Raw genomic sequence first — 24,957 nt, 5'->3', positions numbered from 1 at the left:
GGCGGTGTCTTAACCCCTTGACCAACGGACCATAATCTGTGTCTCTACCCTCAGGTAGAACTGGGGTAGCTGGATTCGAACCAACGCATGAGGGAGTCAAAGTCCCTTGCCTTACCGCTTGGCTATACCCCAAAAGACTCTTATTATTCTACAGAAAAACTAGTAGGCTGTCAACACTTTTTTAAACTTTTTTTCAAAAAAAGCAACCGGAAATACCGATTGCTAGGAGTTAGGAGATTTCATCATCTAAGCGAACTTAGATAGATGATATGAGGTCGCTTCAACCTCATATGAAAAAAGAAAAGTTTTAGGATGGTTTAATTATATGTTTTGCTAGAAATAAAGTCAAAGAATTTGACTCATAAAATCCGACTTAGGGTTAAGAGTTATGATAACCCTCTCTAGCCCCTAGATAACAAGCTTAGTTGATAGCTTTATTCATCATCCTGCGAAACCAAATGATGTCTAAAGGCATAAACAACAGCCTGAGTACGGTCATCAACATTGAGTTTTCCAAGGATATTAGACACGTGAGTTTTAACGGTTTTCAACGAAATAAATAGCTCATTAGCAATGGTTTGATTGTCATACCCCTTAGCCAAAAGGGCCAAGATATCACGTTCACGTGCCGTCAAGTCATCGTGTAGGTCCGGATGGCTATCATGGTATTTAATCTTATTGTCCACCTCAGTTTCGATAGCTTCTTCACCACGGTAAACCTTACGGATACTATTGAGAATCTCTGCCGCACTGCTGGTTTTAAGCATATAGCCTTTGGCTCCAGCTTCAATGACTGGATAAATTTTTTCATTGTCCAAATAGCTAGTCAAAACCAAAATCTTGGCTTCAGGCCATTCTTTGAGCAATTCCAAAGTCGCTTGAACACCATCTAATTCAGGCATAACAAGGTCCATAACGACGACATCTGGTCGCAGTTCCAAGGCAAGATCAACACCCTCTCGACCATTCCCTGCCTCTCCAACGACTTCTACATCTCCTTGGAGATTCAAGAAACTCTTAAGTCCCAAACGGACCATCTCATGGTCATCGACCAAAATCACATTAATCTTATTCGACATTGTCTTCTCCTCTTAATATCGGCACACGGACATCAATAGACGTCCCCTTACCTTTAGCTGATAGGAACTGCACAGTTCCTGCCATTTCATCGACACGCTCTTGGATATTTTTCAAGCCATAACTCATCTCGTCAGTCGACGCATTTAAGTCATAACCAACACCATTATCCAACATTTTCAATTGAATTTCCTGACTATTTTGATAGAGATAAACCTCTATCTGGCTAGCCTTGGCATGCTTAAGGGTATTAGAGATAAACTCTTGGGCAATCCTAAAGAGATTATTTTCAATACGCTTGGGCACTTTCTTAACCATATCCTTGTAGACGACATGGATATTGGATTTATCGGTTAATTCCTTAAGAATCATATGCAAGCCTTCTTGCAAGGTCTTGTTCTCAAGCTCTGTCGGACGAAGATGCAAAAGCAAGACACGCATATCATTTTGAGCGTCTGTAAGCATAGCCTCAACCGCCTGGATCTGATTATGCAAATCTTCTTTACTTAGTTGGTCCGCCATCTGAGAGACTCCAGATAGGATCATACTAGCCGCAAAAAGCTCCTGACTAACGGTATCGTGAAGGTCACGAGCAATACGTCCGCGCTCCTTCTTGATAATATCACGGCTTTGTAGAGCTTGGGCATTCTCAGTTTTCTGCAAGTCCTTAGTCAATTTACGCATCTTATGAGATAAGCGCATCATATTCTTGTCTAACTCAATATCTCCCTGACGTTTGACTGGTTGATTATTGATAATACGTCGCAAATCCTGATTGACTGAACGCATACTGTTATCATTGGCAATGGCCCAGAGAATATAAAGCAAAATAAGCAAACTCAGAACCACAAAAACCATGTTAAAAAGGAAGTGGAAGGCCTGAGACAGATTGCCGAAAACCAGTGAAAAGTTGAGGTTAAAGCTATCCATCACTACAAGGGTAACACCAACCAAAACAACAACCGAATAAATCAGGATTAAAAATAGGTACTGTTTCTTCATTTGCGACGTACCTCCACTGGTCCAGCTCCCACATTGAGAATCAATTTAACCGTCCGATGGGCATGCTCATACTCTGCCCCCTGCAAGGTCAAGCTTTCATAACGGAGGTCGTATTCATCTTCATTAAAGAAGGTGACAGAGCTATAAATTGCCGATATGTTGAGTTTGACGGAAACATCAATTGGTACCAAGATAGTCGTCGGTCCATAGAGTTTCTGCAAAATCACGACATTATCTCGCCCCGAAACAATAACCTGAGTCAAATCAATCACATCTGTCCCAAAGAAACGGATGATATTGATATCATCAAAGTCATAACGATCACTGACAGGTTCCATACGAGTCCCAATCCACTGATTTCGGACAGCCCGAGGATCCAAATCGTCTTCCTTAAATTGAATGAGAGCATAGCGATTCTTTTTCTTAACCTGTGAAAAATGGTTTATCATAACATAGGCCACACCCACTAGGATAGCAAGCACCACATAGATATTCCACATGGAAACCAGAAAAAGTGATATCAAACAGATGGTCAAGACAAAGTCACTCTTGGATTCCTTGTTAAAAAAGCGAACGGCCAACAAGGTCAAAACCAGAATGAAAATAAAACTGGTAATATCATTATTAAAGATGGTGATCAGGCCCAGAGTCAAAAGCAAGGCTTCCACCACTAAGAAAAAATTAAATTTGGTCATAAGGACCTCTCAAATAAAAGTATACAGGCTTCATTCTATCAAATTTTAAGGCAATTGACAAAAAGACCCAGTTTGAGCACCGACTAGTCAAGATAGAAAAGGAGCAGCAGAAAGCAAAAAAGTGTCTCCATTACAGGAAACACTGTCTTTCATTCAAAAATCCTAATCGTCAGTTTCGTCCATTTTACTATTTATGAGTTGCACCGTACTTCTGATTTCCTCCAGTATGACACGCTGCTCTGCCAACTCCTTCTCAATCTCAGCCAATTTTCTTTCAGTCTGACGACCTGACCGCACAAAAATATTATTGAGAGAGCTTGTTAACAACCCCAGAGTGGCAATCCCACTAAACATAAGAACGACCGCAACGGCCTTACCTACCAATGTTCGAGGAACGATATCTCCATAACCTACTGTGGTAACCGTTGCTACAGACCACCAAATAGCATCTATAAAATTATGGTGCTCTACTCTAGCAATAATAGCACTACTGATAAGGATGATAATGCTATTAACCGAAAGCAGAAAATAAAAGCCATTTCTGCGATTAATGCGATTGGAAATGTGCTTGAGCTTACTACTCAAACCAATTAAGCGAGAGAGTTTGGCCAAACGAGCAAAGCGTCCCACCCTTGAAAAACGGAGGAAGGTAAAGACTTCATTGTAGGGAATAATAGCTAACAAGTCCAAGATATGTGTTTTCACAAAAATTCGCTTACGAGGTGCCAAGGAGAAACGAATCGCATAATCAATGGCAAAGATGAGCGTTATAGACTGATCTATCACTCTGAAAGGTCGCCTTCCAATTGAAATTAATCCAACCAAATCAAAGATAACCAAGCCAATGGAAATCAGGGCCAGGACCGTCATGACGATATCGTAGGTAATGATATACCTTCTCAGTTTTCTACGGTTTCTCATAGCGTCTCTCCTATATGTGATGTCTTCATTATAAAAGAATCTCTGACCCCTGGCAAGCAGGCTTTTTAAGCTATCGACAAGAAGTCTAGATAACAAAAAAGAGAGATGAAATAACCTCTCTTTTTTTGTTACCTTAGTTATTTAAAACTACTGTAGCTCTGTGTGAGTAGCCTCTGTCGAGGTTTCAGTGCTTGAAGTTGTACTGTCAGTACTTGAGCTCGTCGATGACGAATGTGTCGTACTGCTTGAGCTTGACTGTAGGCTTGAACTTGCTGTTGCAACCGAAACATAGAGAATCACTGTACCATCAACACTTGTACCAGCTTGTGGATCTTGATAAAGGACCTCTGTACTGCTAGGAACCTTATCCTTGTCTAACTTGGCACCAGTATTATAGTCATGATACTCGATACTACTACTTGAGATACTCTTACGATTCAAGGTTTGAACCGCTGTTGAAACCGTCAAACCAGTCACATCAGGCATGGTAACTGTCTTAGGAGTTGCCACACGGAACTTAATCTTGGCCTTACTATCCTTAGGATTGAAAGACTTGTTTTTCCCTGGACTTTGAGATAGGATTTCTCCCTCTTCAGCACTGTCGTCTTCGACATGCTGAATATCAATTTGGTCCTCAGAAACGCCATAATTCGAAGTTAAGTCCTCAATGGCATCCTTATAGTTTTTACCTTTGTAGTCTTTCAAAGCGAAACCTTTACTACCAGAAGAAACATAGACATCAATGCTTGATCCTTCTTTTCGTGTAGTTCCAGCTGTAGGATCAGTCTTGATGACCTTGCCCGTATCGACAGAATCATCTTCCACTTCTTTGACTTCTCCTACCTTAAATCCAGCACCCTCAATTTTAGTCTGAGCTGTGGACAACTCTTGACCGACCACATTAGGCACCTGGACATTATCAGGATTGGTAAATACCAAATAGGCAAAGATGATGATACCAATAAAGACAAGTCCTAGGAAAACCTTGAGCAAGGTTGAGAAGAAATTCTTCTTCTTTTTCTTCTTAGCTGGTGTCGTTTTTTTTCTTGGTTGTTTACTTGGAGCAGGTGTAGGCTCTGATGGCTCAGCAGCAACAGCCTTTTTCTCAAGGCTTGCTGATGGAACTGGATCAACCTTTGGCAAGGTCTTAGTATCCGTCATATCATCAAAGACTACCTTGGCATCGCGTCGATGACTAGGATGCAAACTCGTTACCAAGTCACGGCTCATTTCCAAAGTACTATTATAACGATTTTCTAGTTTTTTGGCTGTTGCTCGAATTACCACGTTTTCCAAGGCTTGAGGAACGTTACGGTTCTCTGCCAAAATCGATGGGAGTGGCTTTTGGAAATGTTGGAGTGCAATGGTTACTGCACTATCACCATCATAAGGAATATGACCTGTCAACATTTCAAAAAGCATAATACCCATAGCATAGATGTCGCTCTGGATAGTCGCTTTAGATCCACGAGCCTGCTCTGGTGAGAGGTAGTGGACAGAACCCAACATAGAGTTGGTTTGAGTTAGGCTAGTCTCTGCAAAGGCAACCGCAATTCCGAAGTCTGTAACCTTGGCCGTACCGTCCTTAGTTAAAAGAACGTTTTGTGGCTTAAGGTCACGGTGGATAATGCCCTTTTGATGGGCAAGTGTCATGGCGGAAAGTACCTCCCCCATGATACGCACAACATCTTGGTTAGAAAGTGGCGCATGGTCTTGAATGTATTTCTTCAAGTCCGAACCGTCCACATACTCCATCACCAAGAACTGCTGGCCGTCTTCTTCGCCAATATCTCGGATAGCAACGATATTAGGATGACTGAGTTCTGCCATGGCACGCGCTTCACGCTGGAAACGCGCCACAGCCACCTGATCCGTTTGGTAATTGGTACGAAGCACCTTAATGGCCACTTCTTCATTATCCAGAATCAGGTCATTAGCCAGATAAACATCCGCCATACCACCACGTCCGATAGATTTAAGGATTCGATAACGTCCAGCAAACAATTTGCCAACTTGGATCATTATCCTTCCTCACTTTCTATCTTAATGAGAGCAACGGTAATATTATCAAGACCACCTGCCTCATTGGCTGCAGCTACCAAACGACTCGTTTTTTCTTCGACGAAACCAGGGCTATTGACAATATGTACAATCTGTTCAACTGAAATCATATTGGTCAAACCATCTGAATTGGCCAAAATATAGTCCCCTGGTTCCAATTGTTGAACACCAAGGTCAGCCTCAATCGGAGCAGCTTGCCCAATAGATTGCGTAATGATATTACGTTGTGGGTGAACTGCTGCTTCTTCTTCGGTCAACTGACCAGCCTTGATAAGAGCATTGACCAAAGAATGGTCATTCGTCAATTGCTTATACTCACCATTACGGATAAGGGCAATACGTGAATCCCCAACATGGGCGAAAATCACAGCATTATCAACAAAGGCAAGAACCTCGATAGTTGTTCCCATTCCCTTATATTCTTCGTTTTGGCCAAGTTCATAAATTTTACGATTTTCTGCATCAATGGCAGCAATCATCCAATCACGAATCTGACTCAACTCACTAAAATCAGTGTTAATCCAGTCGCGACCAAGATCAGTCACTGACATCTCACTGGCAATATTTCCAGCACGGTGTCCACCCATCCCGTCTGCAACAACGACAAGGGTAACACCAGCTTGGTTGACAAATTTATTAACAAAATCTTGGTTATTTGACCGTTTTTGGCCAATGTCCGTTAATAATGATATTTCCATAGTTTTCTTTCTGACTTGCGTCAGCATTTCCTCCTCTGTAACCCTAAGCTTTTTTACGCAACTGTGCGATGAAAAAACCATCAGTTAGATACTGTTCGGGGGTAATTGCCAAACAGCCATTGACCACGATGTCTTTACATGGATGGTCTAAGGCAACTTGCTCAAAATCAGGATGGCTCTCAAGAAAGGCTTGAATCACCTCTTGATTTTCTTCTGCTATGATGGTGCAAGTACTATATGTTATTATACCACCTTTTCGTAGGGTTTGACAAACGCTGGATAGGATATCCAACTGCACAGCCTTGAGGGACTCAAAGTCTTGGAGATCCTTGTTATATTTGATGTCAGGTTTCCGACGAATGAGCCCAATTCCTGAACAAGGTGCATCCACTAAAATCTTGTCAAAACTATCAGCTGGAAAGACTTGATGTACCTGACTAGCATCCAGTTTCTGAGTCTTAACCTTATCAGCTAAACCAAGACGTTGTGCATTTTCTTCGATAAGAGCAAGCTTATGATCATAGAGGTCAAGCGCCGTCACATGTCCACTCGTCAAATATGAGGCCATATGTACCGTCTTACCTCCAGGTGCCGCACAGGCATCCAGAATTTCTTCCTCACCTTGAATCCCTAAAGTTGGCGCAACCAGTTGACTGGTCTCATCCTGAATGGTCAACAAGCCCTCTTTAAAATAATCTGTCCCAGCAAAGTAACCTGAAGACTTAACAAGCCCGACTGGGGATAATACTGAACACTCAGCCCCAGTGGCCTCCGCAATCTCTTCCAAACGTGACGCATCCGTTACACGCACACTAGCCTTGTTTCTCACAAAAAGGCTTTGGAAAATAGCAAGGGCACGATTCTCTCCATACTGGTCGATAAGTTTTTTAACCAACCATACAGGTAGAGAATACTGAACAGAATAGCGTTTATTGACACGTTTGATTGTGCTTGGATCTGGCAAAGGCTGGCTAGATAGTTTACGAAGAACCGCATTGACCAGCTTCTCAGCCCCCTTTTTATTGCCACGATTTTTAGCAATAGAAACGGCATCATTAACCACCGCATGGGCTGGAATCTTATCTAAATAGGCCAACTGATAGAGGCTCAAAAGCAATAAGTCATAGACCCAAGGTTCAAGCTTGTCACGGTCCTCGATGACATGGGCTAGGACCCACTCCAACGTAATCTTACGAGCTACGGTCCCATAGACAATTTCCGTCACCAAGGCCTTGTCCTTATCTGTCAGATGCGACTTGCTCAGATGGGCATTGAGAGCAATATTTGAGTAAGCTCCTTCCTGGAAGACTTCTTCTAAGACTTCAAGTGCCTGTCCACGGGATGTTTTTTTCCAATCATTGGCCAAATGCATCACCTACTTCAAGATTGCGTCCGACCCCATTAAGGAAATCAGCAATAGCCATACGGGGTTTTCCTGCAGGCTGAACTGTCTTAAGTGAAATGGCTCCTTGACCAGTCGCAACTACCAAACTCTTCTTGGTCTTTTCAATGATATGACCAGCCTGTCCTTGACCTTCTACCAAGTCCGCTTCATAAATTTTGAAACGTTTGCTGTCAAGCAAGGTATGTGCCACAGGCCATGGGTACATACCACGGATTTGATTGAAGATGTCACGAGACGATTTATTCCAATCAAGACGCTCCTCTTCTGGACTAATATTTGGCGAAAACGTTACCTGACTGGCATCTTGAGGAACAGGTTTGATTTCGCCAGCAATATAGGCAGGCAAGGTCTCAAGCAAAAGGTCACGACCCAAGACGGCCAATTTTTCAAACATGGTACCAACATTATCCTCGTCAAGAATTGGCAAGGCCTTTTGGCTAACCATGTCACCAGCGTCCATCTCCTTGACCATTTCCATAATTGTCACACCTGCTTCTGCATCCCCATTGATAATGGCATAATGAATAGGTGCCCCACCACGGTATTTTGGCAAGAGAGAAGCGTGGACATTCACCGCAAAATCCATGCTATTAAGCAACTTGCTTGGTAAAAATTGTCCATAAGCTGCAGTAACAATCCCATCAGCACCAAGTGCCATCAATTGCGCCATTTCTTCTGACCCTGACAATTTTTCCGGTTGATAAATTGGCAAGTCATGCGCCAAGGCTACTTCCTTGACCGGTGTCATGCGAATTTCTTTTTTACGGCCGACAGCACGGTCTGGTTGCGTCACCACAGCGACAATATCATAACGCTCATCGGTCAAAAGTCCTTCCAGCACTGTCGCTGAAAAGGCAGGCGTTCCCATAAATACTAATTTTGTCATATTCTTCCTTTTCTAGATTAGGTAAAATTCTGAGGTTCGTGATCAATAATCAAACGCAGGTCCTTGTTTTCAGGTTCCTGAGTCATGTCAAGGACCCTATTAAGTGTTTCTTCCAAGTTATCCTCAAAACGGTATTTGATAATAATCTGATAGTGATAAAGGTTATGTGTTCGGGCAATTGGCTTAGGCGTAGGCCCTAGGAAGGTCACCTTGTCTGACAGGTGCTCTCTTAAATAAGCCATAACCTCATAGCTCTTGCGAACCACAAACTCTTCATCCTTGTGAGAAAGCGTAATTCCTACCGTATAGAAATAAGGCGGATAGGCCAACTGACGTCGAATCCCCATTTCATAGGCGTAGAAACCTTCATAATCCTGTTGCTGTGCAAAACGAATGGCATAATGACTAGGATTATAGGTTTGAATAATAACTTCCCCTTCCTTATCCGCACGACCAGCACGACCAGCCACCTGAGTCAAGAGTTGGAAGGTACGCTCAGCCGAACGAAAATCTGGTAAATTTAGCGACGTATCTGCATTCAAGACCCCTACCAAGGTAACATTTGGAAAATCCAAGCCCTTGGCAATCATCTGGGTTCCGAGCAAAATATCGGCCTTGCCACTTCCAAAGGCCTCCAAGAGTTTCTCGTGAGCCCCTTTCTTACGTGTCGTATCAACATCCATACGAATCACTTTGGCTTCTGGCAAAAGTTCCGTCAATTGATCATAGGCCTTTTGTGTCCCAGTCCCATAATAACGAATCTGACGACTCTGACAGTTAGGGCAGACATTTGGTATTGCTTTTTGAAAATCACAATAGTGACAATTCATGGTCTTGGTATCCATGTGCAAGGTAAGTGAAATATCACAATTCGGACAATCATCCACATAGCCACAGTCACGACACATGACAAAAGAGGAATACCCACGACGATTTAACATCAATACGACTTGTTCCTTACGTGCCAAACGTTCCCTGATTTTTTCCAAAAGAGGTGGTGTAAAATCACTCGCCTCTTGACGGCCCACAAAATCCTTGAAGTCCACCACTTCCACCTGCGGAATTTTAGCATTAGGATTAGCCCTTTGTGTCAACTCAAGAAAATGGTAAACCCCTTTCTGAGCTCTCGCCCGTGTCTCAATAGAGGGTGTTGCTGACCCAAGGACAAGCACAGATCCATGACTCTTAGCCCTAAGCAAGGCAACATCTCTAGCATGATAGCGAGGATTGGACTCTTGTTTATAAGTAGCCTCATGTTCCTCATCGATAATGATTGCCCCGATATTGTCCAAAGGAGCAAAGATAGCCGAACGCGCTCCTACCACAACCTTGGCCTGACCAGATTTAACCTTACGCCACTCGTCAAATTTCTCACCGTCTGACAAGCCTGAATGCATAATCGCCACCAAGTCACCAAAACGTGAAATGAAGCGATTGGTCATTTGGGGTGTTAGGGAAATCTCTGGCACCAAGACAATGGCGGTTTTTCTCATAGCCAGGGTCCTCTCGATAAGATGCAGGTAAACCTCGGTCTTACCTGATCCCGTCACTCCTTCCAATAAGAAAGGTTTGCCACCTTGTCCAATTTGGCACGTCATTTCTTCAACCGCATGCGCCTGTTGGGCATTAAGCTCAAGAAAATCTGTCTTTTCTACCTTTTCAAAGTAGCTATCGGCACGATTGACCTCAACTTCGGTGATGACCAAGGCACCAGCTTCAATGAAAAACTTAACCACATCTCGTGAAAAAAGCTTGTGGAGATCCGTCAACTTGCCAGACTCACTCTTTTCTAGCAAGAAGTCTCGCAACTCCAATCGTTTCTTAGCCCTTTGCGAAATAGCCAAAGTCTCGAGAATACCCTTTTGAACACTATAGTGCTTCTCAGTCTTGATATTCTGCTTATCTTTAGCAAGGTAATCAACCGTTACACGCCCAGACTGGACCAGACGAGGAATGGCTTGACGTTGTACCTCTGACAACTGCGAGAAAAGAATATGATTCTGCCCTTGAAGGAGAGTCTCTTTTTCCTCTTCACCCAGTTTATCAGTTGCCATGATAACCTTATCGTACTGCGAATTAAGGAGACCAGGTAGCATTGACTTCAAGATGGAAATCTTATAAGAAAAGACCGTATGTCGCATCTGATCAGCCAAATCCAGCTGTTCCTGATTAAGCACTGGCTCATAATCTAAAAGCTCAGCGATGGGTTTTAGTTCAGGAAAATCTCTTAAATTTTCCTGCTCTTCCAAGCCAATAATAAAACCTTGAAGTAAACGATTTCCTTTACCAAAAGGCACATGAACCCGCATACCGATGGCGATTTGTTCTTGCATGGCTTCCGGTACCAGGTAACTATAAGGTCTGTCCGTCTGCATCAGAGGAACGTCGACAATAATATGTGCTACTAAAACCATAAATTTCCTCCTGTCACTTCCTTAAGACCAGTATCTTCCAAGCTCAAGAAAATATGAGCTTCCTATTATCGTCATAAAGAAGGAAGCTGAGACACTATGCCTCAGCTCCCCTCTCCTCATAAACCAAAGCAAGACTTTGATTTTAGATTTTATCGCCTTCTTCTTTTTCTTTAGCGATTTGTTCTTTGATTTTACGTTCTTCTTCCTCAGCAGCAAGACGTGCTTGAATCACTTTCAAACGTGCCAATTCACGTTTAGATTCTGGATCTGGGTGAATAGTCACATTTCCAGTTTCAATTTCTTCAAGGGCTTGAAGAGTTGGTTTTACTGACGTAAACTCTTGAGTTGGTTCAGCACCAGCGGCCAATTCATGAGCACGTTTGGCTTGCAAAATAACCAATGAATATTTTGAAGGCACTTTATCCAAAAGTTTGTCAATAGAGGGTTTCAACATCATAATTCTATACCTATTTCTAATTTATTTATCTGATAATTTCTTTTCTGAAATCATATTACGATAGCGGCCAATCACACGGTCAACACGGAAGTGTTCTGCTTCAATAACACGTTTGACACGCTCAGCAGCTAATGGCACTTCGTCATTAACAATGGCATAATCGTATTCGCTCATGAGAGCAATTTCTTCACGCGCACGCTCGATACGTTGAGCAATAACTTCCTCAGAATCTGTCCCACGACCAACCAAACGCTCTTGAAGCTCGTTCAAATCCGGTGGTGTCAAAAAGATGAAGACAGCATCTGGGACCTTTTTCTTAACCTGAAGGGCCCCTTGAACCTCGATTTCAAGGAATACATCAATACCTTTATCCAAGGTTTCATTGACATAAGTCAAAGGTGTTCCGTAGTAGTTACCTACATACTCAGCATATTCCAACATTTGACCATTACGAATAAGTTCTTCAAATTCCTCACGCGAACGGAAGAAATAATCCTTCCCATCAACTTCACCAGGACGTTGAGCACGTGTGGTCATTGATACTGAGTATTCAAATTTGTGGTCAGGTGTTGAAAAAATCTCCTGACGAACAGTTCCTTTTCCGACACCAGAAGGCCCTGAAAAAACAATCAAAAGTCCACGTTCAGACATGTCTTCTCCTTAAACTAAGATTAAAAATCTTCTTATGACTCACCTTAAAAAAGAGAAAGCAATCATCTCTTTTTACGGCTTAGGGGTTGTTCAGTGATTAAGTTACAGCTCACTTTTCAGAGCATGCGTTTTTCCTTACTATTTTACCAATAAAAGTGACTTTTTTCAAGGTGAGGACACCATTAAAAAGAGTGAATCCCTTTTCCCAGTACTCACTCTTTTTAAACACTCTTTTAAACCAAACCAGTCAAGAGACCTTGCATGAATTCTTCTGAATGGAACTCACCAATATCATCAATTTTCTCACCAAAACCAATTAACTTAACTGGAATATCCAACTCTTGGCGAATAGCTAGGACCACACCACCCTTGGCACTACCATCCAACTTAGTCAAGACAAGGCCTGTAAGAGGTGTGATTTTTGAAAATTCCTTAGCCTGACTAAGCGCATTTTGACCTGTTGAAGCATCCAAGGCCAAGAGGGTTTCATGAGGTGCTTCTGGAACCACACGTTTGATAATACGACCAATCTTTTCAAGCTCTGCCATAAGATTGTCTTTATTTTGCAAACGACCCGCAGTATCAATCATAAGGACATCGACTCCCTCTGCAAGGGCCTTTTCCATACCGTCAAAGACCACTGAAGCTGGGTCAGCCTTCTCAGCACCAGTCACCACTGGCACATCAACACGACGCCCCCACTCAACCAACTGAGCGACAGCTCCCGCACGGAAGGTATCGGCAGCTACCAGCATAACTTTTTTGCCTTCTTGTTTGTATTTATGCGCCAACTTACCGATAGACGTTGTCTTACCAACCCCGTTGACACCAACGAAAAGCATGACTGTCAAACCATCTTGGAAATTAATCTGCTCCTTGTAGACATCATCCTTCTCGTAGATATCCACAAGTTTTTCGATAATCAAGCGTTGCAAATCTTCAGTCTTTTTGACATTTTCGAGGCGGGCTTCATAGCGCAAGTCTTCCGTTAATTGCGTGGCAACATTAACCCCAACATCGGAAAGAATCAGCATTTCTTCCAATTCTTCGAAGAACTCCTCATCAACTCGACGGAAATTCGCAAAGAATTCATTCAAGCGGGCAGCAAAACCTGTTCGCGTCTTCTTAAGGGTACGATTGTATTTTTCTTGTTCTGTTTCAGTTTTTAAAGCCTGAACTTCTTCAGGTTTTTCCTCAACTTTACGGGTTTGAACAGCCTCAAAAGTAACCGTTTCACCTTTTTCTGCAGCAGCAGCTACCTGAGCCTTTTTAGCATAGTAATCAGCCATGACATCCGCAAAGTGGTTATCCACAGCGACTTGGCTTTCTTCTGACTTTGATACGCCTTCTGCTTCGCTTGAGGCCTGATCATCAACAGATAGGTCCTCATCAGACGCTACTTCACTTTCTTCTGTCACTGTAGATTCGCTTTCTTCAACAGATTCTGTAGACGAAATCTCTTCTACTTGAGTCTCTGACTCACTGAGCTGTTCTGTTTGACTTTGGCTTGTCCCTTCACTTGTTGACAAGTCTTGATTATCAAGGGCCTCAGTTTCTGAAATTTCCTGATTTGCTACAGTCTCCTGTGACTGGTTTTCCTCTTGTCCAAATAATCGATCAAATAGACCCATTTGGTTCTCCTTATTTCTCTAGAATATACTTGTGGATGGCCTCAGCCACTCCAGATTCCTCATTAGTTTTTGCCGTTACTGCCTTGGCAACAGCCTTAACCTTAGGAACAGCATTTGCCATAGCCACACCAAGACCAGCCCACTCCAACATGGTCAAGTCATTTTCCTCATCTCCCATAGCCATAACCTGACTTTTACCAAGGGCAAGATAATCAGACAAAAGTTTCAAGCCTACAGCCTTATGAACCCCTTTCGGCATGACTTCAAGGATAATTTCACGAGACTTAAAAACTTCAAAATTCTGGTATAGCTGTTTAGGTAGTTTTTGAATTTGAGCATCCAAAAACGCTTCCTCACAGACCGTAACTACCTTATTATAGACGATATTTTCAGGAATGTCATCAATACTCTCCACATCAACGAAGGTCAAGGTAGGATTAGCCTGACGATAGAGAGAATGATTGCCTTTACTTGGCACACCATAGACAATGCCATCACTGATAACATCCATAGGGAGCCCTAGAGGTTCAAAGACAGCATAAATCTGCTTTAAATCTTCTCGACTCATCTCTTTCTTTATGAGGATATCCCCATTATTACGCTGAACCAAGCCACCATTGAAGGTCACACTATAGTGCTTATCATCTAACAAGCCCAAATCTTCCAAGATATGAGTAATAGCTGGCAGAGGACGACCAGTCGTAATGACCACATGAACTCCCTTAGCTTCTGCCGCCTTCAGAGCAGCTCTATTTTCAGCTGTTACTTGCTTATCCTTAGTAAAGAGGGTCCCATCTAGGTCCAAGGCCAATAATTTAATCTCAGACATCTGAGCCCACCAATCCTTCCATGTAGTCAAAGACTGCACCATCTTTATGGTGGCCAATCACCTCATCTGCCACTGCCTTAATCTCATCACGCGCATTTTCCGTAGCAACCGCACGACCCGCGAAGGTCAGCATCTCCATATCATTGAGATTATCACCAAAGGCTACAACATCTGAAGCCTGTCTCCCCAACTCTTGACAAAGATGGTAGAGACCAAAGCCCTTGTCCACACCTTTAAGGATGATATCCATGGAATCAAAGCCAGTTGTCACAGCAGTCATATCCTCAAAAATCGTGTTGAGGTAGTCACCACGTTCCATGATGGTATCTCCTTGAAACTTAGCAGTTACCTTGAAAATATCATCTGTGACCGCTTCAAGATCCGTTGCCATGACATTTTCATAGTAACGTTCCATGGCCTTAAGATAGGCTGGGTCTGCATCGTTTGGTGCATAGGCACCTCGACGGCCTGACAAGAGAATCCCCTCGCAAGTTGGCAGGGATAAAGTTGTATCTGCAATTTGCAAATAATCCTTAGGTTCTAGCTTGGACTCGAACAAGACCTCACCCTTGTACTGAACCAAGGCCCCATTTTCCGCAATAATCGCAATACGGTCCACAAACCCATCAAAAAGCTCCTCCAAGGCCAAGAGGGCTCGCCCAGAAGCTACGGTAAAAACATAATCTTTAGCTTCACAAGCATCCAAAAGGTTATCCAAACGTGCTTTGTCATAGGCACCAAGATGGTCTAGAAAGGTACCATCCATATCTGTTGCTAAAATTTTCAAAATAATCTCCCTTCAGGTCGAATATACTTGCCCCTATTGTACCAAAAATAGGAATATAAGTTTGGGAAAAGCCAAAGAAATTAGAGAAAATATGGTATTTTACTTGCAAATTCATCATTTTAGTTGTATCATTACGGTAGTACAAGAATAATACTATTATACTTTTAGAAAGGAGTCTCTTATGGCTTGGACATTTGATGAAAAATCGCCAATCTATCTCCAAATCGCCTATCGCGTCAAGCTGAAGATAGCTTCCAAGGAATTGAGTATGGGACAACAACTCCTACCTGTAAGGGAATTTGCTCAGGAAGCCGGGGTAAATCCCAACACCGTACAAAGAGCCTTCCAAGAACTTGAAAAAGAGGGGCTGGTCTATTCTGCCCGTACCTCTGGTCGCTTTGTTACTGAAGATGAAAAACTTATTGATCAAAAACGACATGAGATTGCCCAAAGTCTCATGAAAAACTTTGTCACTGAGATGGCAGCCATTGGTTTTAGCTCACCTGAAATCAAAGCCATCATTACTGACTACATCGAACAAACAGGAAAGGACTTATAGACCGATGACTGATATTGTAACTCTAACAAATCTCACCAAGACCTATAATGGTATTCCAGCCCTTAGAGATGTAACCATGGCCATCCCGTCTGGTAAAATCATTGGTCTCTTAGGACCAAACGGTAGTGGTAAAACAACTCTCATCAAGATTTTGAATGGCCTCCTTCAACCAACTTCTGGTTTAGTAACTATTAATGGATTTCAGCCATCACCTATCACCAAAGCTCAAGTGGCATATCTACCTGATACAACTTATTTAGATGAAAGTAAAACTATCCAATACTACTTGGACTTCTTCCAAGATTTCTATGCTGACTTCCGCTATCCTCTTGCCTTGCAACTCTTGCAGGATTTAAAGCTCCAGCCTGATTTGCGCCTTAAAGACCTTTCAAAAGGAAACAAAGAAAAAGTTCAGTTGATTTTGGTTATGAGTCGTGAAGCTAAACTCTATCTCCTTGATGAACCTATCGGTGGGGTCGATCCCGCGTCACGTGACTACATCCTTAAAACCATCATCAACCAATACTCTGAAGATGCTTCTGTGATCATTTCAACTCATTTGATTGCAGACATTGAATCTGTTCTAGATGAAGTTGTCTTCCTAAAATACGGTCAGATTGAACTTCAGGGTGATGCTGATAATATCCGTCAAGCCCATGGCAAATCTATCGACAAACTCTTTAGAGAGATGTTCCACAACTAGGAGGTATGAGCATGTTTTGGAAATTAGTTAAGTATGAATTACAATCGATCCGTAAATGGTATCTCGGCATCTATGGTATTGCCATCCTACTCTCAATCCCCTTGGGTTTAATGCTTCAAAAATTTATTTTTGTAACTGAACAGAGCCACCAAGAACCTAGTCTACTCTTTTTTGCTTTCTTCACACTGATGGTTTTTGCTACCATTATTGTATGGGGAGCCATTTACATAGCAACAATAGTCCTCATTGTCAGACGCTTTGCAAAAACTGTCTTTGGGAGAGAAGGCTATCTAACCAATACACTCCCAGTTTCTGCTCACCAATTAATCTTATCGAAACTCTTGGTAGCCTTTATTTTAGATATCATTTCATCACTCGTTATACTCCTTTCGATTGGAATTATAGCTGCTTTCTGCCTTGATATGAAAGATATCCTCCTAGCTACCAGCTACTTTGGCCAGATCCTAAAAGAGATAGGCGCTTTCTACCTCTTCATCCCTTCTACAATCTTGTCAATGATTGCTGGTATTCTTTTCTATTACCTCTGTATTAGTATCGGAAACCTCTTCAACACTAACAAAGTTCTTATGGGATTTGTCGCCTTTTTCGCCATTCAGGCTATCCTATTCTTTATTGGTTTCTTCTTTGGACTCGGTGCAGCCTTGACCGGAGATGCAACATATACTGCAATCAATAACTCGTCATATATCATTAGTCTAGTTCAGTCTCTCATTCTCATCGCAGCAAGTTACTTTGGTACCTACTATATCATGACCAAACGCTTAAATCTGGACTAAAGAAAAACCGTGTTCCTTTTGGAACACGATTTTTTTGCATTTAAAAGACTTATTTACTTTGTTCTTTACGATAAGTCTCAATTTCGGCTTTGTTACCCCAAACGAAGTGTCCTGGACGTACTTCAACCATTTCTGGTTTATCAACAGAATAGTCGTGTTGGTTTGGATCATAAACCTTCAAGACTTTCTTACGTTCCAAGATCGGATCTGGAATAGGAACAGCAGACAAGAGTGACTTGGTGTAAGGGTGGATAGGATTGTTGTAGAGTTCTTCTGTCTCAGCAACTTCCACGATTGTCCCCTTGTAGATAACAGCGATACGGTCAGAAATGAAACGGACCACTGACAAGTCGTGAGCGATAAAGAGGTAGGTCAATCCCAACTCTTTTTGGAATTTCTTAAGCAGGTTCAAAATTTGGGCACGAACTGACACGTCAAGGGCTGAGATTGGTTCGTCAGCGATGACCAAGTCAGGTTGCATAACCAAGGAACGCGCAATACCGATACGTTGACGTTGTCCCCCAGAAAATTCGTGAGGGTAACGTGTCAAGTGCTCCTCAAGAAGTCCCACTTCTTTGATGATTTCCTTGATTTTAGCTTTACGATCTTCCTCATCCTTATAGAGATGGAAGTTATGCAAGCCCTCAGACAAGATATAATCAACTGTTGCACGTTCATTCAAACTAGCCGCAGGGTCTTGGAAAATCATCTGAATACGACGGATAAGGTCGTTTTTCTCAGAGTGAGATAAGTGCCCATTGATTTTCTTACCGTCAAAAATAATCTCACCATTACTTGTATCATTCAGACCAATAATGGCACGACCGATAGTAGTTTTACCACTACCAGACTCACCAACGAGGGAAAAGGTTTCACCCTTGTTGATGAAAAAATTAGCATTGTGGACAGCAACGAATTTCTTGCTTCCTTCACCGAAGGAAATCTCCACATCTTTTACTTCAACTAACTTCTCAGGCATTGCCTTCCTCCTCATCTCCTAAATGTGCAAATCCCATATTAGTACGGATTTTTTCATGTAGATTTTGGATAACCTCAGGTTTTTCAACTTTTGGTGCATCCTCATGTAAGAGCCAGGTCTTAGCCCAGTGAGTATCTGAAACTTGGAATTGTGGTGCTTTTTCCTCGAAGTCAATTTGCATGGCATAGTCTGAACGCAAGGCAAAGGCATCTCCAACAACTGGTGTATAAAGTGATGGTGGTGTCCCTGGAATAGAGAAAAGCTCACCCTTATCGTCAGCCAACTGTGGCAAGCTTGAAAGCAAGCTCCAAGTGTATGGGTGACAAGGCTCATAGAAAATTTCCTCAACCGTTGCGTACTCGATGATTTCACCAGCATACATAACAGCAACCTTGTCAGCGATACTTGCTACCACACCAAGGTCATGGGTAATGAAAATCACTGAGAAACCATACTCCTCTTTGAGTGATTTCAAAAGGTCAATGATTTGAGCTTGAATGGTCACATCAAGGGCAGTTGTTGGCTCGTCACAGATAAGGACATCAGGACGACAAGCCAAGGCAATGGCAATGACGATACGTTGACGCATCCCACCAGAGTATTGGAAAGGATATTCGTTGAAACGTTTTTCAGCATCAGGAATACCAACCTTGTCCATGTAATCAATGGCCATTTTTTTAGCTTCTTTGGCTGATTTTCCTTGGTGTTTGACAATGACTTCAACAATTTGGCTACCGATAGTCTTAATTGGGTCAAGACTGGTCATAGGATCTTGGAAGATAGTTGCAATCTTAGCTCCACGAATTGCTGCCCAATCTTGGTGACTCCTAAGCTTGGTCAAATCTTGGCCACGATAATCAATAGAACCACTAGCGACACGACCATTTTCTTCAAGCATCCCTGTGAAGGTCTTGGTCAAAACTGATTTACCTGAACCAGACTCACCAACCAAGGCTAAAACTTCACCTTCAACCAAATCAAGGGAAACCCCTCGAATAGCTGTCAAAACACGGTCACGAACGTCAAATTCCACGACGATATCGCGAGCCGATAATATTACATTTTTATTTTCTGTCATATTGGACTCCTATCTATGCGTACGTGGGTCACTGGCATCCGCCAAGTTTTGACCGACAATAAAGAGAGAGAGGGAAACGAGGATCAAGGTAGTCAATGGAATCCAGAAGAGGTAAGCATTGACTGTAACGTTCTGTGCATAGTCTGAAATCAAACGACCAAGACTAGGCGTCGTAACGGGAAGCCCCAAACCAAAGTAAGAAAGGAAGGCTTCGTAAGAGATAAATCCTGGCAAGAGCTGACTAGCCATAGTCACGATAACTGATACAAGTTGTGGCATGATATTTTTAACCACAATCTTAGGAGTTGGTGTTCCCAAAGTACGAGAAGCCAAGTTGTACTCCAAATCACGGTAACGCATGATTTGAATACGGATAGTATAAGCAATACCAATCCAACCTGTGACAGTCATGGCAAAAATCATGTTCCAGAAACCTGCACCCAATGAGTAAGTCAAGACGATAACGACAAGGAGGGCAGGAATGTTTGAGATGATGTTGTAGATCTCCATCATAATCATATCAAAGGTCTTAGAAATCCCCCAAACAGCACCAACGACTAAACCAATAACAACGTTAATGAAGGTAGCGATAACAGCAATAAGGATAGAATTACGAGCTCCAAACCAAACACTGTCAAAGAGAGACTTACCATTACTGTCCGTACCGAACCAGTATTGAGCATTTGGATGCACATAACGTACACTAAAGTCATTAACCTTAGACACGTCATTAAAGTCAAATTTTGAAAACATTGGGTAGATAAAGCTCATCAAAATGATAGCAATCAAGATTCCCAACATGACAGTTGTTGACTTTTTCTTGAAGAACTGACGCATCACCGATTTCCAGTATGAATAGGCCGGCGCATCAATTGTTTCAGAGGCAAAATCATCGCGCTTTACAAATTGGAACTTACTTTTATCAATTGAAGCCATTATTTACCTCCTTTAGATGTCAATTTGATACGTGGGTCAATCATAGTCATAAGGATATCACCCACAAGCAATGAGAAGATGGTGAGGGCTGTGAAAATAAATACAAGACCCACAACCATAGCGTTATTTGAAGCACGGACAGAGTCAATCAACATTTTACCCATACCAGGGTAGGCAAAGATTGTTTCTGTCAAGGTTGCCCCTGTGATAACACTAACGATAGATGCTGGGATCCCTGAAACCAAGGAAACCATAGCATTTTTGAAAATGTGTTTATTCGAAATTTCTTGTTCTGACAACCCTTTGGCACGTGCAAAACGAACGAAGTCTTGTGACTGCAAGTCAATCATGTAACGACGAATCCAAATGGCAAGACCTGGTGTAGACAAGAGACCGAGAATTACAGATGGCAAGACGTATGAACGCCAGTCACCCGCACCCAAGATAGGGAAAGAATCTGGAAGACCAATCTCAGAACCAATCAAACGAATGATATAAACCAAGGCGATGGTTGGTAGTGAAAGCAAGAAAGTCAAGATACCAGTTGACACACTATCAAAGAGTGTGTTTTTAAAGCGTGCCATGTATGATCCCAATGGAATTGCCAAAGCATAAGACAAGACCAAACCAATCAAACCAGCAATGGCAGAACTTGTCACCATTGATGGGTACTGGTAGCGACTCTTAGTAGCTGTGTAAGGGTCGTCACCATAGTAAGAACGATCCCTAGCATCAGCCTGACTTGGTGATTTATAAGTACGAGAGTAGATATCTACTGAAGATACTTTCTTACCAGTAGGGAAGTTGACCTCAGAGCTTTGTGTTTGCCCTTGTCCTTGTGTAATAACATCAAGAACACCCTGCTCAGCATAGGTTGGGTAAGATGTACCAAGGTTCATCTTCACAAAGTTTTGGTGAACAAATGGGAACTGACTGTTAAAGTAAAGCAAGTATTTATGCTTAGTCCCTGATCCGACAACTGACCAACCGATAGCTGGGTCATTTTCAATACGGATGTAACGCTTCAAGTTTGGATTTGTTTTATCTTTAACCCATCCAGTATTGTCAAATTCAAAGAGGTGCGTATAGAAGCCAAATACACGTTCAAGCACTGGAACATCACGTGTTGCATAGAATTGTTTACTTTGCTTGAATTGATGCAAACGCCAGCCATGTCCTAAACTATCCACATATTTTTGGTAAATAGCTTTATTTTCTTTTGTTGGCTTAGTGGTTACTGACTTATCAAGGGAGCTAGCTTTCTCCTGCAACTCCTTGGTGTCATAGTAATCAATGTAACCCATACGTTCATAGATTGTATTTTCATAGTTAGCCTTAGAATCAGCTGTCTTAGCAATCTTGTTGTAGTTAGGGTCCTGTCTGAAAATCAGACGCCTCGGCACCATGGTATAGATAATCGTGTAGGTCAAGGCCGTCACGACAAATATTGACAATAGAGAACGGAGGGTTCTCAATAAAATGTATTTTTTCATGTCTCTTCCTTTAATTCCAAAAGAACTTTCCCAATCTAATGAGAAAGTTCCATCGTCCTTTTATTTAACGTGTTTCTCAAGGTCTTTTTGAGCTTTTTCGTTGGACTTAGACTTTTCTTTAAGCCAGCTTTCACGGGCTTTATCATAGTTTTTCTTAGTGACAACATCTTTTTGAGGCTCAAGGTACTTGAAGTATCTGTCAGAACCCTTAGGTCCCACTTGAGAGTAAGCACCTGAGAATGGTGTCAAACGAGCTACCATTGGAGCAGCACCCTTGTTAACCATAAGTGGCATGAAGAGTGAGCTATCTTCCAACCAAGCTTGTGCCTCTGCATAACGTTCATAACGTACATTGAGGTCGCTTGTTTCTTTAGCTGCATTATCAACCAAAGCATCAAAGTCTTTAAGACCTACTTGAGCTGCTGCTGCATTGTTAGGATCGTCAAATCCCATGTAAGTTTTTGTGTTCTCACTAGCTGTTGTCTTGAAGATATCAAGGAATGTTGATGGGTCTTCGTAGTCAGGCGCCCAAGCAACTGAAATATTGATATCCCAGTCTTCTGCTGCTGCGTTAGCTGCATACAAAGTACTGTTAAGAAGATCATCTTGAGACATTTGATGAACGTCTACAACCACATTTTCTTTACCGAGTGTCTTTTCAACAGATTGTTTCAAAGATTGTGCACGTGCTACAGTTGGTTTTGCAGCTTGGTCAACTGGAAGGTCCAAGTGAATTGGGAATTGAACACCTTGTGCTTGGAGAGCTTCCTTAGCTTTATTAAATTCAGTCTTAGCCTTATCAGCGTTGAAGAGACCATCTTGACTGTCTTTAAGGTTAACACCTGACCACTCGTCACCATATGAAGGCATCTTTTCAGTTACCAAATCACCGAATGACTTGTCACCAGCATAAACAAAATCAGGTTTCACAAGAAGGTTACGAACAGCAAGTGCTGCACCTTTTTCACCATTAAGTTGTGCTGAATAAGCTGTACGGTCAATAGCAAAGTTAACTGATTGACGGAAGTCCTTGTTAAGAAGAGCTTTCTTAGTTGAATCTTTTTCAGCATCAGTCTTCTTAGATGTATGGTTGTAAGACTGACGGTCAATATTAACACCAACCCCACCAATATCTGCAGATGGTTGTGTATAGAAGATATTATCTTTATATTGTTTTTCTACTGAATTAAAGTTTGAGCTTGTTGGATATAGACGTGCTTGACTATAAGCGCCATCAGTGAAATTACGAACAAGCGATTCTTGGTCTGATGCATCATAGAAAGAAAGTTTAATGCCATCGAAGTGGACATTTTTCTTATCCCAATAGTTTTCATTTTTAGCCAACTCAATAGATGATTTAGCTGTCAATGACTTAAGGATGTATGGACCATTATAAAGGATAGATGATGGATCTGTTGATTTACCAAAGCTATCCCCTTTTGACTTAAGGAACTCTTCATTTACAGGCCAGAAGAGAGAATAAGTCATCTTAGAATTCCAGTAAGGTTCTGGTTGTTTAAGTGTGTACTGAAGAGTGTAATCATCAAGTGCTTTAACGCCGACTTTAGAAAAATCTTTATCAGTACCATTGAAATAATCAGCAAGACCTACTACAGAATCTTTTGCCAAGTAAATTGACTCTGTCTTTTTATCAGCAGCATGCTTAAGACCTGTTACGAAGTCTTTAGCTGTTACTTCTGCATACTCTTCACCGTCTGAAGTATACCATTTAACTCCTTTACGAAGTTTGTAAGTATAAGTCAAACCATCAGCTGAAACAGTCCAATCCTTGGCAATAGAAGGTACCAAGTTACCATATTTATCGTTTTCCAAAAGGCCATCGACACCATTTGTCACAGCATCAGTCGTTGAACCTTTATTGGAAATAAGGTAATCCAATGTCTCAGGATCAGCAGTATAAACATAGTTATAAGTATTGCTTGAAGTGTTTGATTTTGATGAACAAGCCACTAAAACCCCAACACTTAGGAGGGAAACACCCGCAAGGGCCAACCATTTACTTTTTTTCATAAGCATTCTCCAAAAATTCTTTTTTAATATGCCTACATTATACCATAAAAAATAAGATGAGTACAATTTTCAGAATATTTTGTCTTATACTGACTTTCTCACAATTTTACCCCTTACGAACACTATGGATTAGCCCTTTTTGGACAAAAGAAAAAGGCTAACTGCCTTTTTCTCAAGAATATTATTTAACGTGTTTCTCAAGATCTTTTTGAGCTTTTTCGTTAGATGCTTTCTTTTCTTTAAGCCATTTTTCACGACTTTGTTCATATTCTTTCTTAGTAACTACTTTTTCTTGTGGTTTCACATATTTGAAGTAGTCTGATGAGTTCTTATCACCCACTTGCATGCTAGCACCCGTAAATGGTGTCAAGCGTGAGATAACTGGTGCTGCACCGTTACCAACAGTCAATGGAATGACAAGTGAGCTATCTTCCAACCAAGCTTGAGCTTGAGCATAACGGTCGTAACGAGCGTTGAGGTCTGTTGTTTCTGAAGCTGCTGAATCAAGCAAGGCATCATAATCTTTAAGACCTACTTGGGCTGCGGCCGCATTGTTTGGATCATCATAACCCATGAAAGTCTTGGTATTTTCACTTGAAGTTGTCTTAAAGATATCAAGGTAAGTTGATGGATCTTGATAGTCTGGACCCCAAACCACACCGTTTGAAATATCCCAGTCTTCTGCTGCCGCATTAGCCGCATTAAGAGTAGCATTTTGCATATCATCAGATGACAACTGGTTGATATCGATAACGACATTTTCACTGCCCAATGATTTTTCAATCGTTTGTTTCAATGATTGAGCTTGAGCAACATTAAGTTTAGAACTTTGATCAACTGGAAGGTCCAAGTGAATTGGGAATTGAA

At 41.8% G+C, this 24,957-nt stretch carries 22 protein-coding genes, 1 tRNA gene and 1 pseudogene; 3 read left to right on the top strand and 21 right to left on the bottom strand.

Annotated features, from left to right (window positions below; all coding sequences use genetic code 11):
* Positions 1-60: 60 nt before the first annotated feature.
* The 15 genes from HMPREF2607_RS09060 to HMPREF2607_RS08990 all read right to left on the bottom strand — a co-directional run bounded on the left by HMPREF2607_RS09060 (position 61) and on the right by HMPREF2607_RS08990 (position 15,514).
* A tRNA-Gln gene (locus tag HMPREF2607_RS09060) sits at positions 61-132 on the bottom strand.
* A 302-nt stretch (positions 133-434) separates the two neighbouring features.
* Positions 435-1,079 (bottom strand): response regulator transcription factor, encoded by a 645-nt coding sequence (locus HMPREF2607_RS09055; RefSeq protein ID WP_002884791.1) that lies wholly within the window; start codon positions 1,077-1,079, stop codon positions 435-437.
* Positions 1,069-2,079, bottom strand: a complete 1,011-nt coding sequence (locus tag HMPREF2607_RS09050; protein WP_070476761.1) for an envelope stress sensor histidine kinase LiaS — start codon at positions 2,077-2,079, stop codon at positions 1,069-1,071. Before HMPREF2607_RS09050 ends, HMPREF2607_RS09055 begins: the two co-directional genes overlap by 11 nt.
* Positions 2,076-2,774 (bottom strand): cell wall-active antibiotics response protein LiaF, encoded by a 699-nt coding sequence (liaF, locus tag HMPREF2607_RS09045; RefSeq protein WP_014634809.1) that lies wholly within the window; start codon positions 2,772-2,774, stop codon positions 2,076-2,078. The genes HMPREF2607_RS09050 and liaF overlap by 4 nt, the downstream gene beginning before the upstream one ends.
* 162 nt (positions 2,775-2,936) lie before the next feature.
* Positions 2,937-3,695, bottom strand: coding sequence for a potassium channel family protein (locus HMPREF2607_RS09040; protein WP_014634810.1), 759 nt, complete (start codon positions 3,693-3,695; stop codon positions 2,937-2,939).
* A 147-nt stretch (positions 3,696-3,842) separates the two neighbouring features.
* The gene (pknB, locus tag HMPREF2607_RS09035; RefSeq protein ID WP_014634811.1) at positions 3,843-5,717 is read right to left on the bottom strand and encodes a Stk1 family PASTA domain-containing Ser/Thr kinase; all 1,875 of its coding nucleotides are present in this window, start codon (positions 5,715-5,717) and stop codon (positions 3,843-3,845) included.
* A complete protein-coding gene (locus tag HMPREF2607_RS09030) occupies positions 5,717-6,454 on the bottom strand; it encodes a Stp1/IreP family PP2C-type Ser/Thr phosphatase (protein WP_037620217.1) in 738 nt (245 codons plus the stop codon). The genes pknB and HMPREF2607_RS09030 overlap by 1 nt, the downstream gene beginning before the upstream one ends.
* Positions 6,455-6,497: 43 nt before the next feature.
* Positions 6,498-7,820: a 16S rRNA (cytosine(967)-C(5))-methyltransferase RsmB gene (rsmB, locus tag HMPREF2607_RS09025; protein ID WP_041826748.1), complete on the bottom strand. Its 1,323-nt coding sequence runs from the start codon at positions 7,818-7,820 to the stop codon at positions 6,498-6,500.
* Positions 7,810-8,745: a methionyl-tRNA formyltransferase gene (gene fmt, locus HMPREF2607_RS09020; RefSeq protein WP_014634814.1), complete on the bottom strand. Its 936-nt coding sequence runs from the start codon at positions 8,743-8,745 to the stop codon at positions 7,810-7,812. Before fmt ends, rsmB begins: the two co-directional genes overlap by 11 nt.
* Positions 8,746-8,762: 17 nt before the next feature.
* Entirely contained in the window at positions 8,763-11,159 is a 2,397-nt protein-coding gene (locus tag HMPREF2607_RS09015) for a primosomal protein N' (RefSeq protein WP_070476759.1), read from the bottom strand.
* Positions 11,160-11,301: 142 nt separating this feature from the next.
* Positions 11,302-11,616, bottom strand: coding sequence for a DNA-directed RNA polymerase subunit omega (gene rpoZ / locus HMPREF2607_RS09010; RefSeq protein ID WP_013990232.1), 315 nt, complete (start codon positions 11,614-11,616; stop codon positions 11,302-11,304).
* Positions 11,617-11,637: 21 nt separating this feature from the next.
* On the bottom strand, positions 11,638-12,267 hold the full coding sequence (gene gmk / locus HMPREF2607_RS09005; RefSeq protein ID WP_002884259.1) for a guanylate kinase: 630 nt from the start codon (positions 12,265-12,267) through the stop codon (positions 11,638-11,640).
* A 233-nt stretch (positions 12,268-12,500) separates the two neighbouring features.
* The gene (ftsY, locus tag HMPREF2607_RS09000; protein WP_048790790.1) at positions 12,501-13,898 is read right to left on the bottom strand and encodes a signal recognition particle-docking protein FtsY; all 1,398 of its coding nucleotides are present in this window, start codon (positions 13,896-13,898) and stop codon (positions 12,501-12,503) included.
* Between the two features lie 10 nt (positions 13,899-13,908).
* The gene (locus HMPREF2607_RS08995; RefSeq protein ID WP_070476757.1) at positions 13,909-14,727 is read right to left on the bottom strand and encodes a Cof-type HAD-IIB family hydrolase; all 819 of its coding nucleotides are present in this window, start codon (positions 14,725-14,727) and stop codon (positions 13,909-13,911) included.
* On the bottom strand, positions 14,720-15,514 hold the full coding sequence (locus HMPREF2607_RS08990) for an HAD-IIB family hydrolase (RefSeq protein ID WP_002884689.1): 795 nt from the start codon (positions 15,512-15,514) through the stop codon (positions 14,720-14,722). Before HMPREF2607_RS08990 ends, HMPREF2607_RS08995 begins: the two co-directional genes overlap by 8 nt.
* A gap of 181 nt (positions 15,515-15,695) precedes the next feature.
* On the opposite strand from HMPREF2607_RS08990, the gene HMPREF2607_RS08985 reads away from it, so the two are divergent.
* From HMPREF2607_RS08985 to HMPREF2607_RS08975, 3 genes are read left to right on the top strand one after another with little or no spacing between them, the layout of a single operon-like run.
* A complete protein-coding gene (locus HMPREF2607_RS08985; RefSeq protein ID WP_002884206.1) occupies positions 15,696-16,073 on the top strand; it encodes a GntR family transcriptional regulator in 378 nt (125 codons plus the stop codon).
* A gap of 4 nt (positions 16,074-16,077) precedes the next feature.
* Entirely contained in the window at positions 16,078-16,776 is a 699-nt protein-coding gene (locus HMPREF2607_RS08980; protein ID WP_014634818.1) for an ABC transporter ATP-binding protein, read from the top strand.
* An 11-nt stretch (positions 16,777-16,787) separates the two neighbouring features.
* Entirely contained in the window at positions 16,788-17,573 is a 786-nt protein-coding gene (locus HMPREF2607_RS08975) for a hypothetical protein (RefSeq protein ID WP_041826692.1), read from the top strand.
* Positions 17,574-17,622: 49 nt separating this feature from the next.
* Here HMPREF2607_RS08975 and HMPREF2607_RS08970 read toward each other — a convergent pair whose 3' ends face one another.
* The 6 genes and pseudogenes from HMPREF2607_RS08970 to HMPREF2607_RS10425 all read right to left on the bottom strand — a co-directional run.
* Positions 17,623-18,552: an ATP-binding cassette domain-containing protein gene (locus HMPREF2607_RS08970; RefSeq protein WP_014634820.1), complete on the bottom strand. Its 930-nt coding sequence runs from the start codon at positions 18,550-18,552 to the stop codon at positions 17,623-17,625.
* Entirely contained in the window at positions 18,545-19,630 is a 1,086-nt protein-coding gene (locus HMPREF2607_RS08965; protein WP_014634821.1) for an ABC transporter ATP-binding protein, read from the bottom strand. The genes HMPREF2607_RS08970 and HMPREF2607_RS08965 overlap by 8 nt, the downstream gene beginning before the upstream one ends.
* A gap of 9 nt (positions 19,631-19,639) precedes the next feature.
* Positions 19,640-20,566 carry an oligopeptide ABC transporter permease OppC gene (oppC, locus tag HMPREF2607_RS08960; protein WP_022496729.1) on the bottom strand — a complete coding sequence of 309 codons (927 nt, stop codon included), beginning with the start codon at positions 20,564-20,566 and terminating at the stop codon, positions 19,640-19,642.
* A complete protein-coding gene (locus tag HMPREF2607_RS08955; protein WP_013990225.1) occupies positions 20,566-22,059 on the bottom strand; it encodes an ABC transporter permease in 1,494 nt (497 codons plus the stop codon). Before HMPREF2607_RS08955 ends, oppC begins: the two co-directional genes overlap by 1 nt.
* A gap of 60 nt (positions 22,060-22,119) precedes the next feature.
* A complete protein-coding gene (locus HMPREF2607_RS08950) occupies positions 22,120-24,090 on the bottom strand; it encodes a peptide ABC transporter substrate-binding protein (protein ID WP_013990224.1) in 1,971 nt (656 codons plus the stop codon).
* A gap of 181 nt (positions 24,091-24,271) precedes the next feature.
* Positions 24,272-24,957, bottom strand: a pseudogene (locus HMPREF2607_RS10425) (peptide ABC transporter ATP-binding protein); the annotation flags it as partial.

It is taken from the genome of Streptococcus sp. HMSC078H03, from assembly GCF_001808655.1.
In the GTDB taxonomy this organism is placed as follows: Bacteria; Bacillota; Bacilli; order Lactobacillales; family Streptococcaceae; genus Streptococcus; species Streptococcus salivarius_G.
This window is presented reverse-complemented; position numbering and strand designations above follow the sequence as displayed.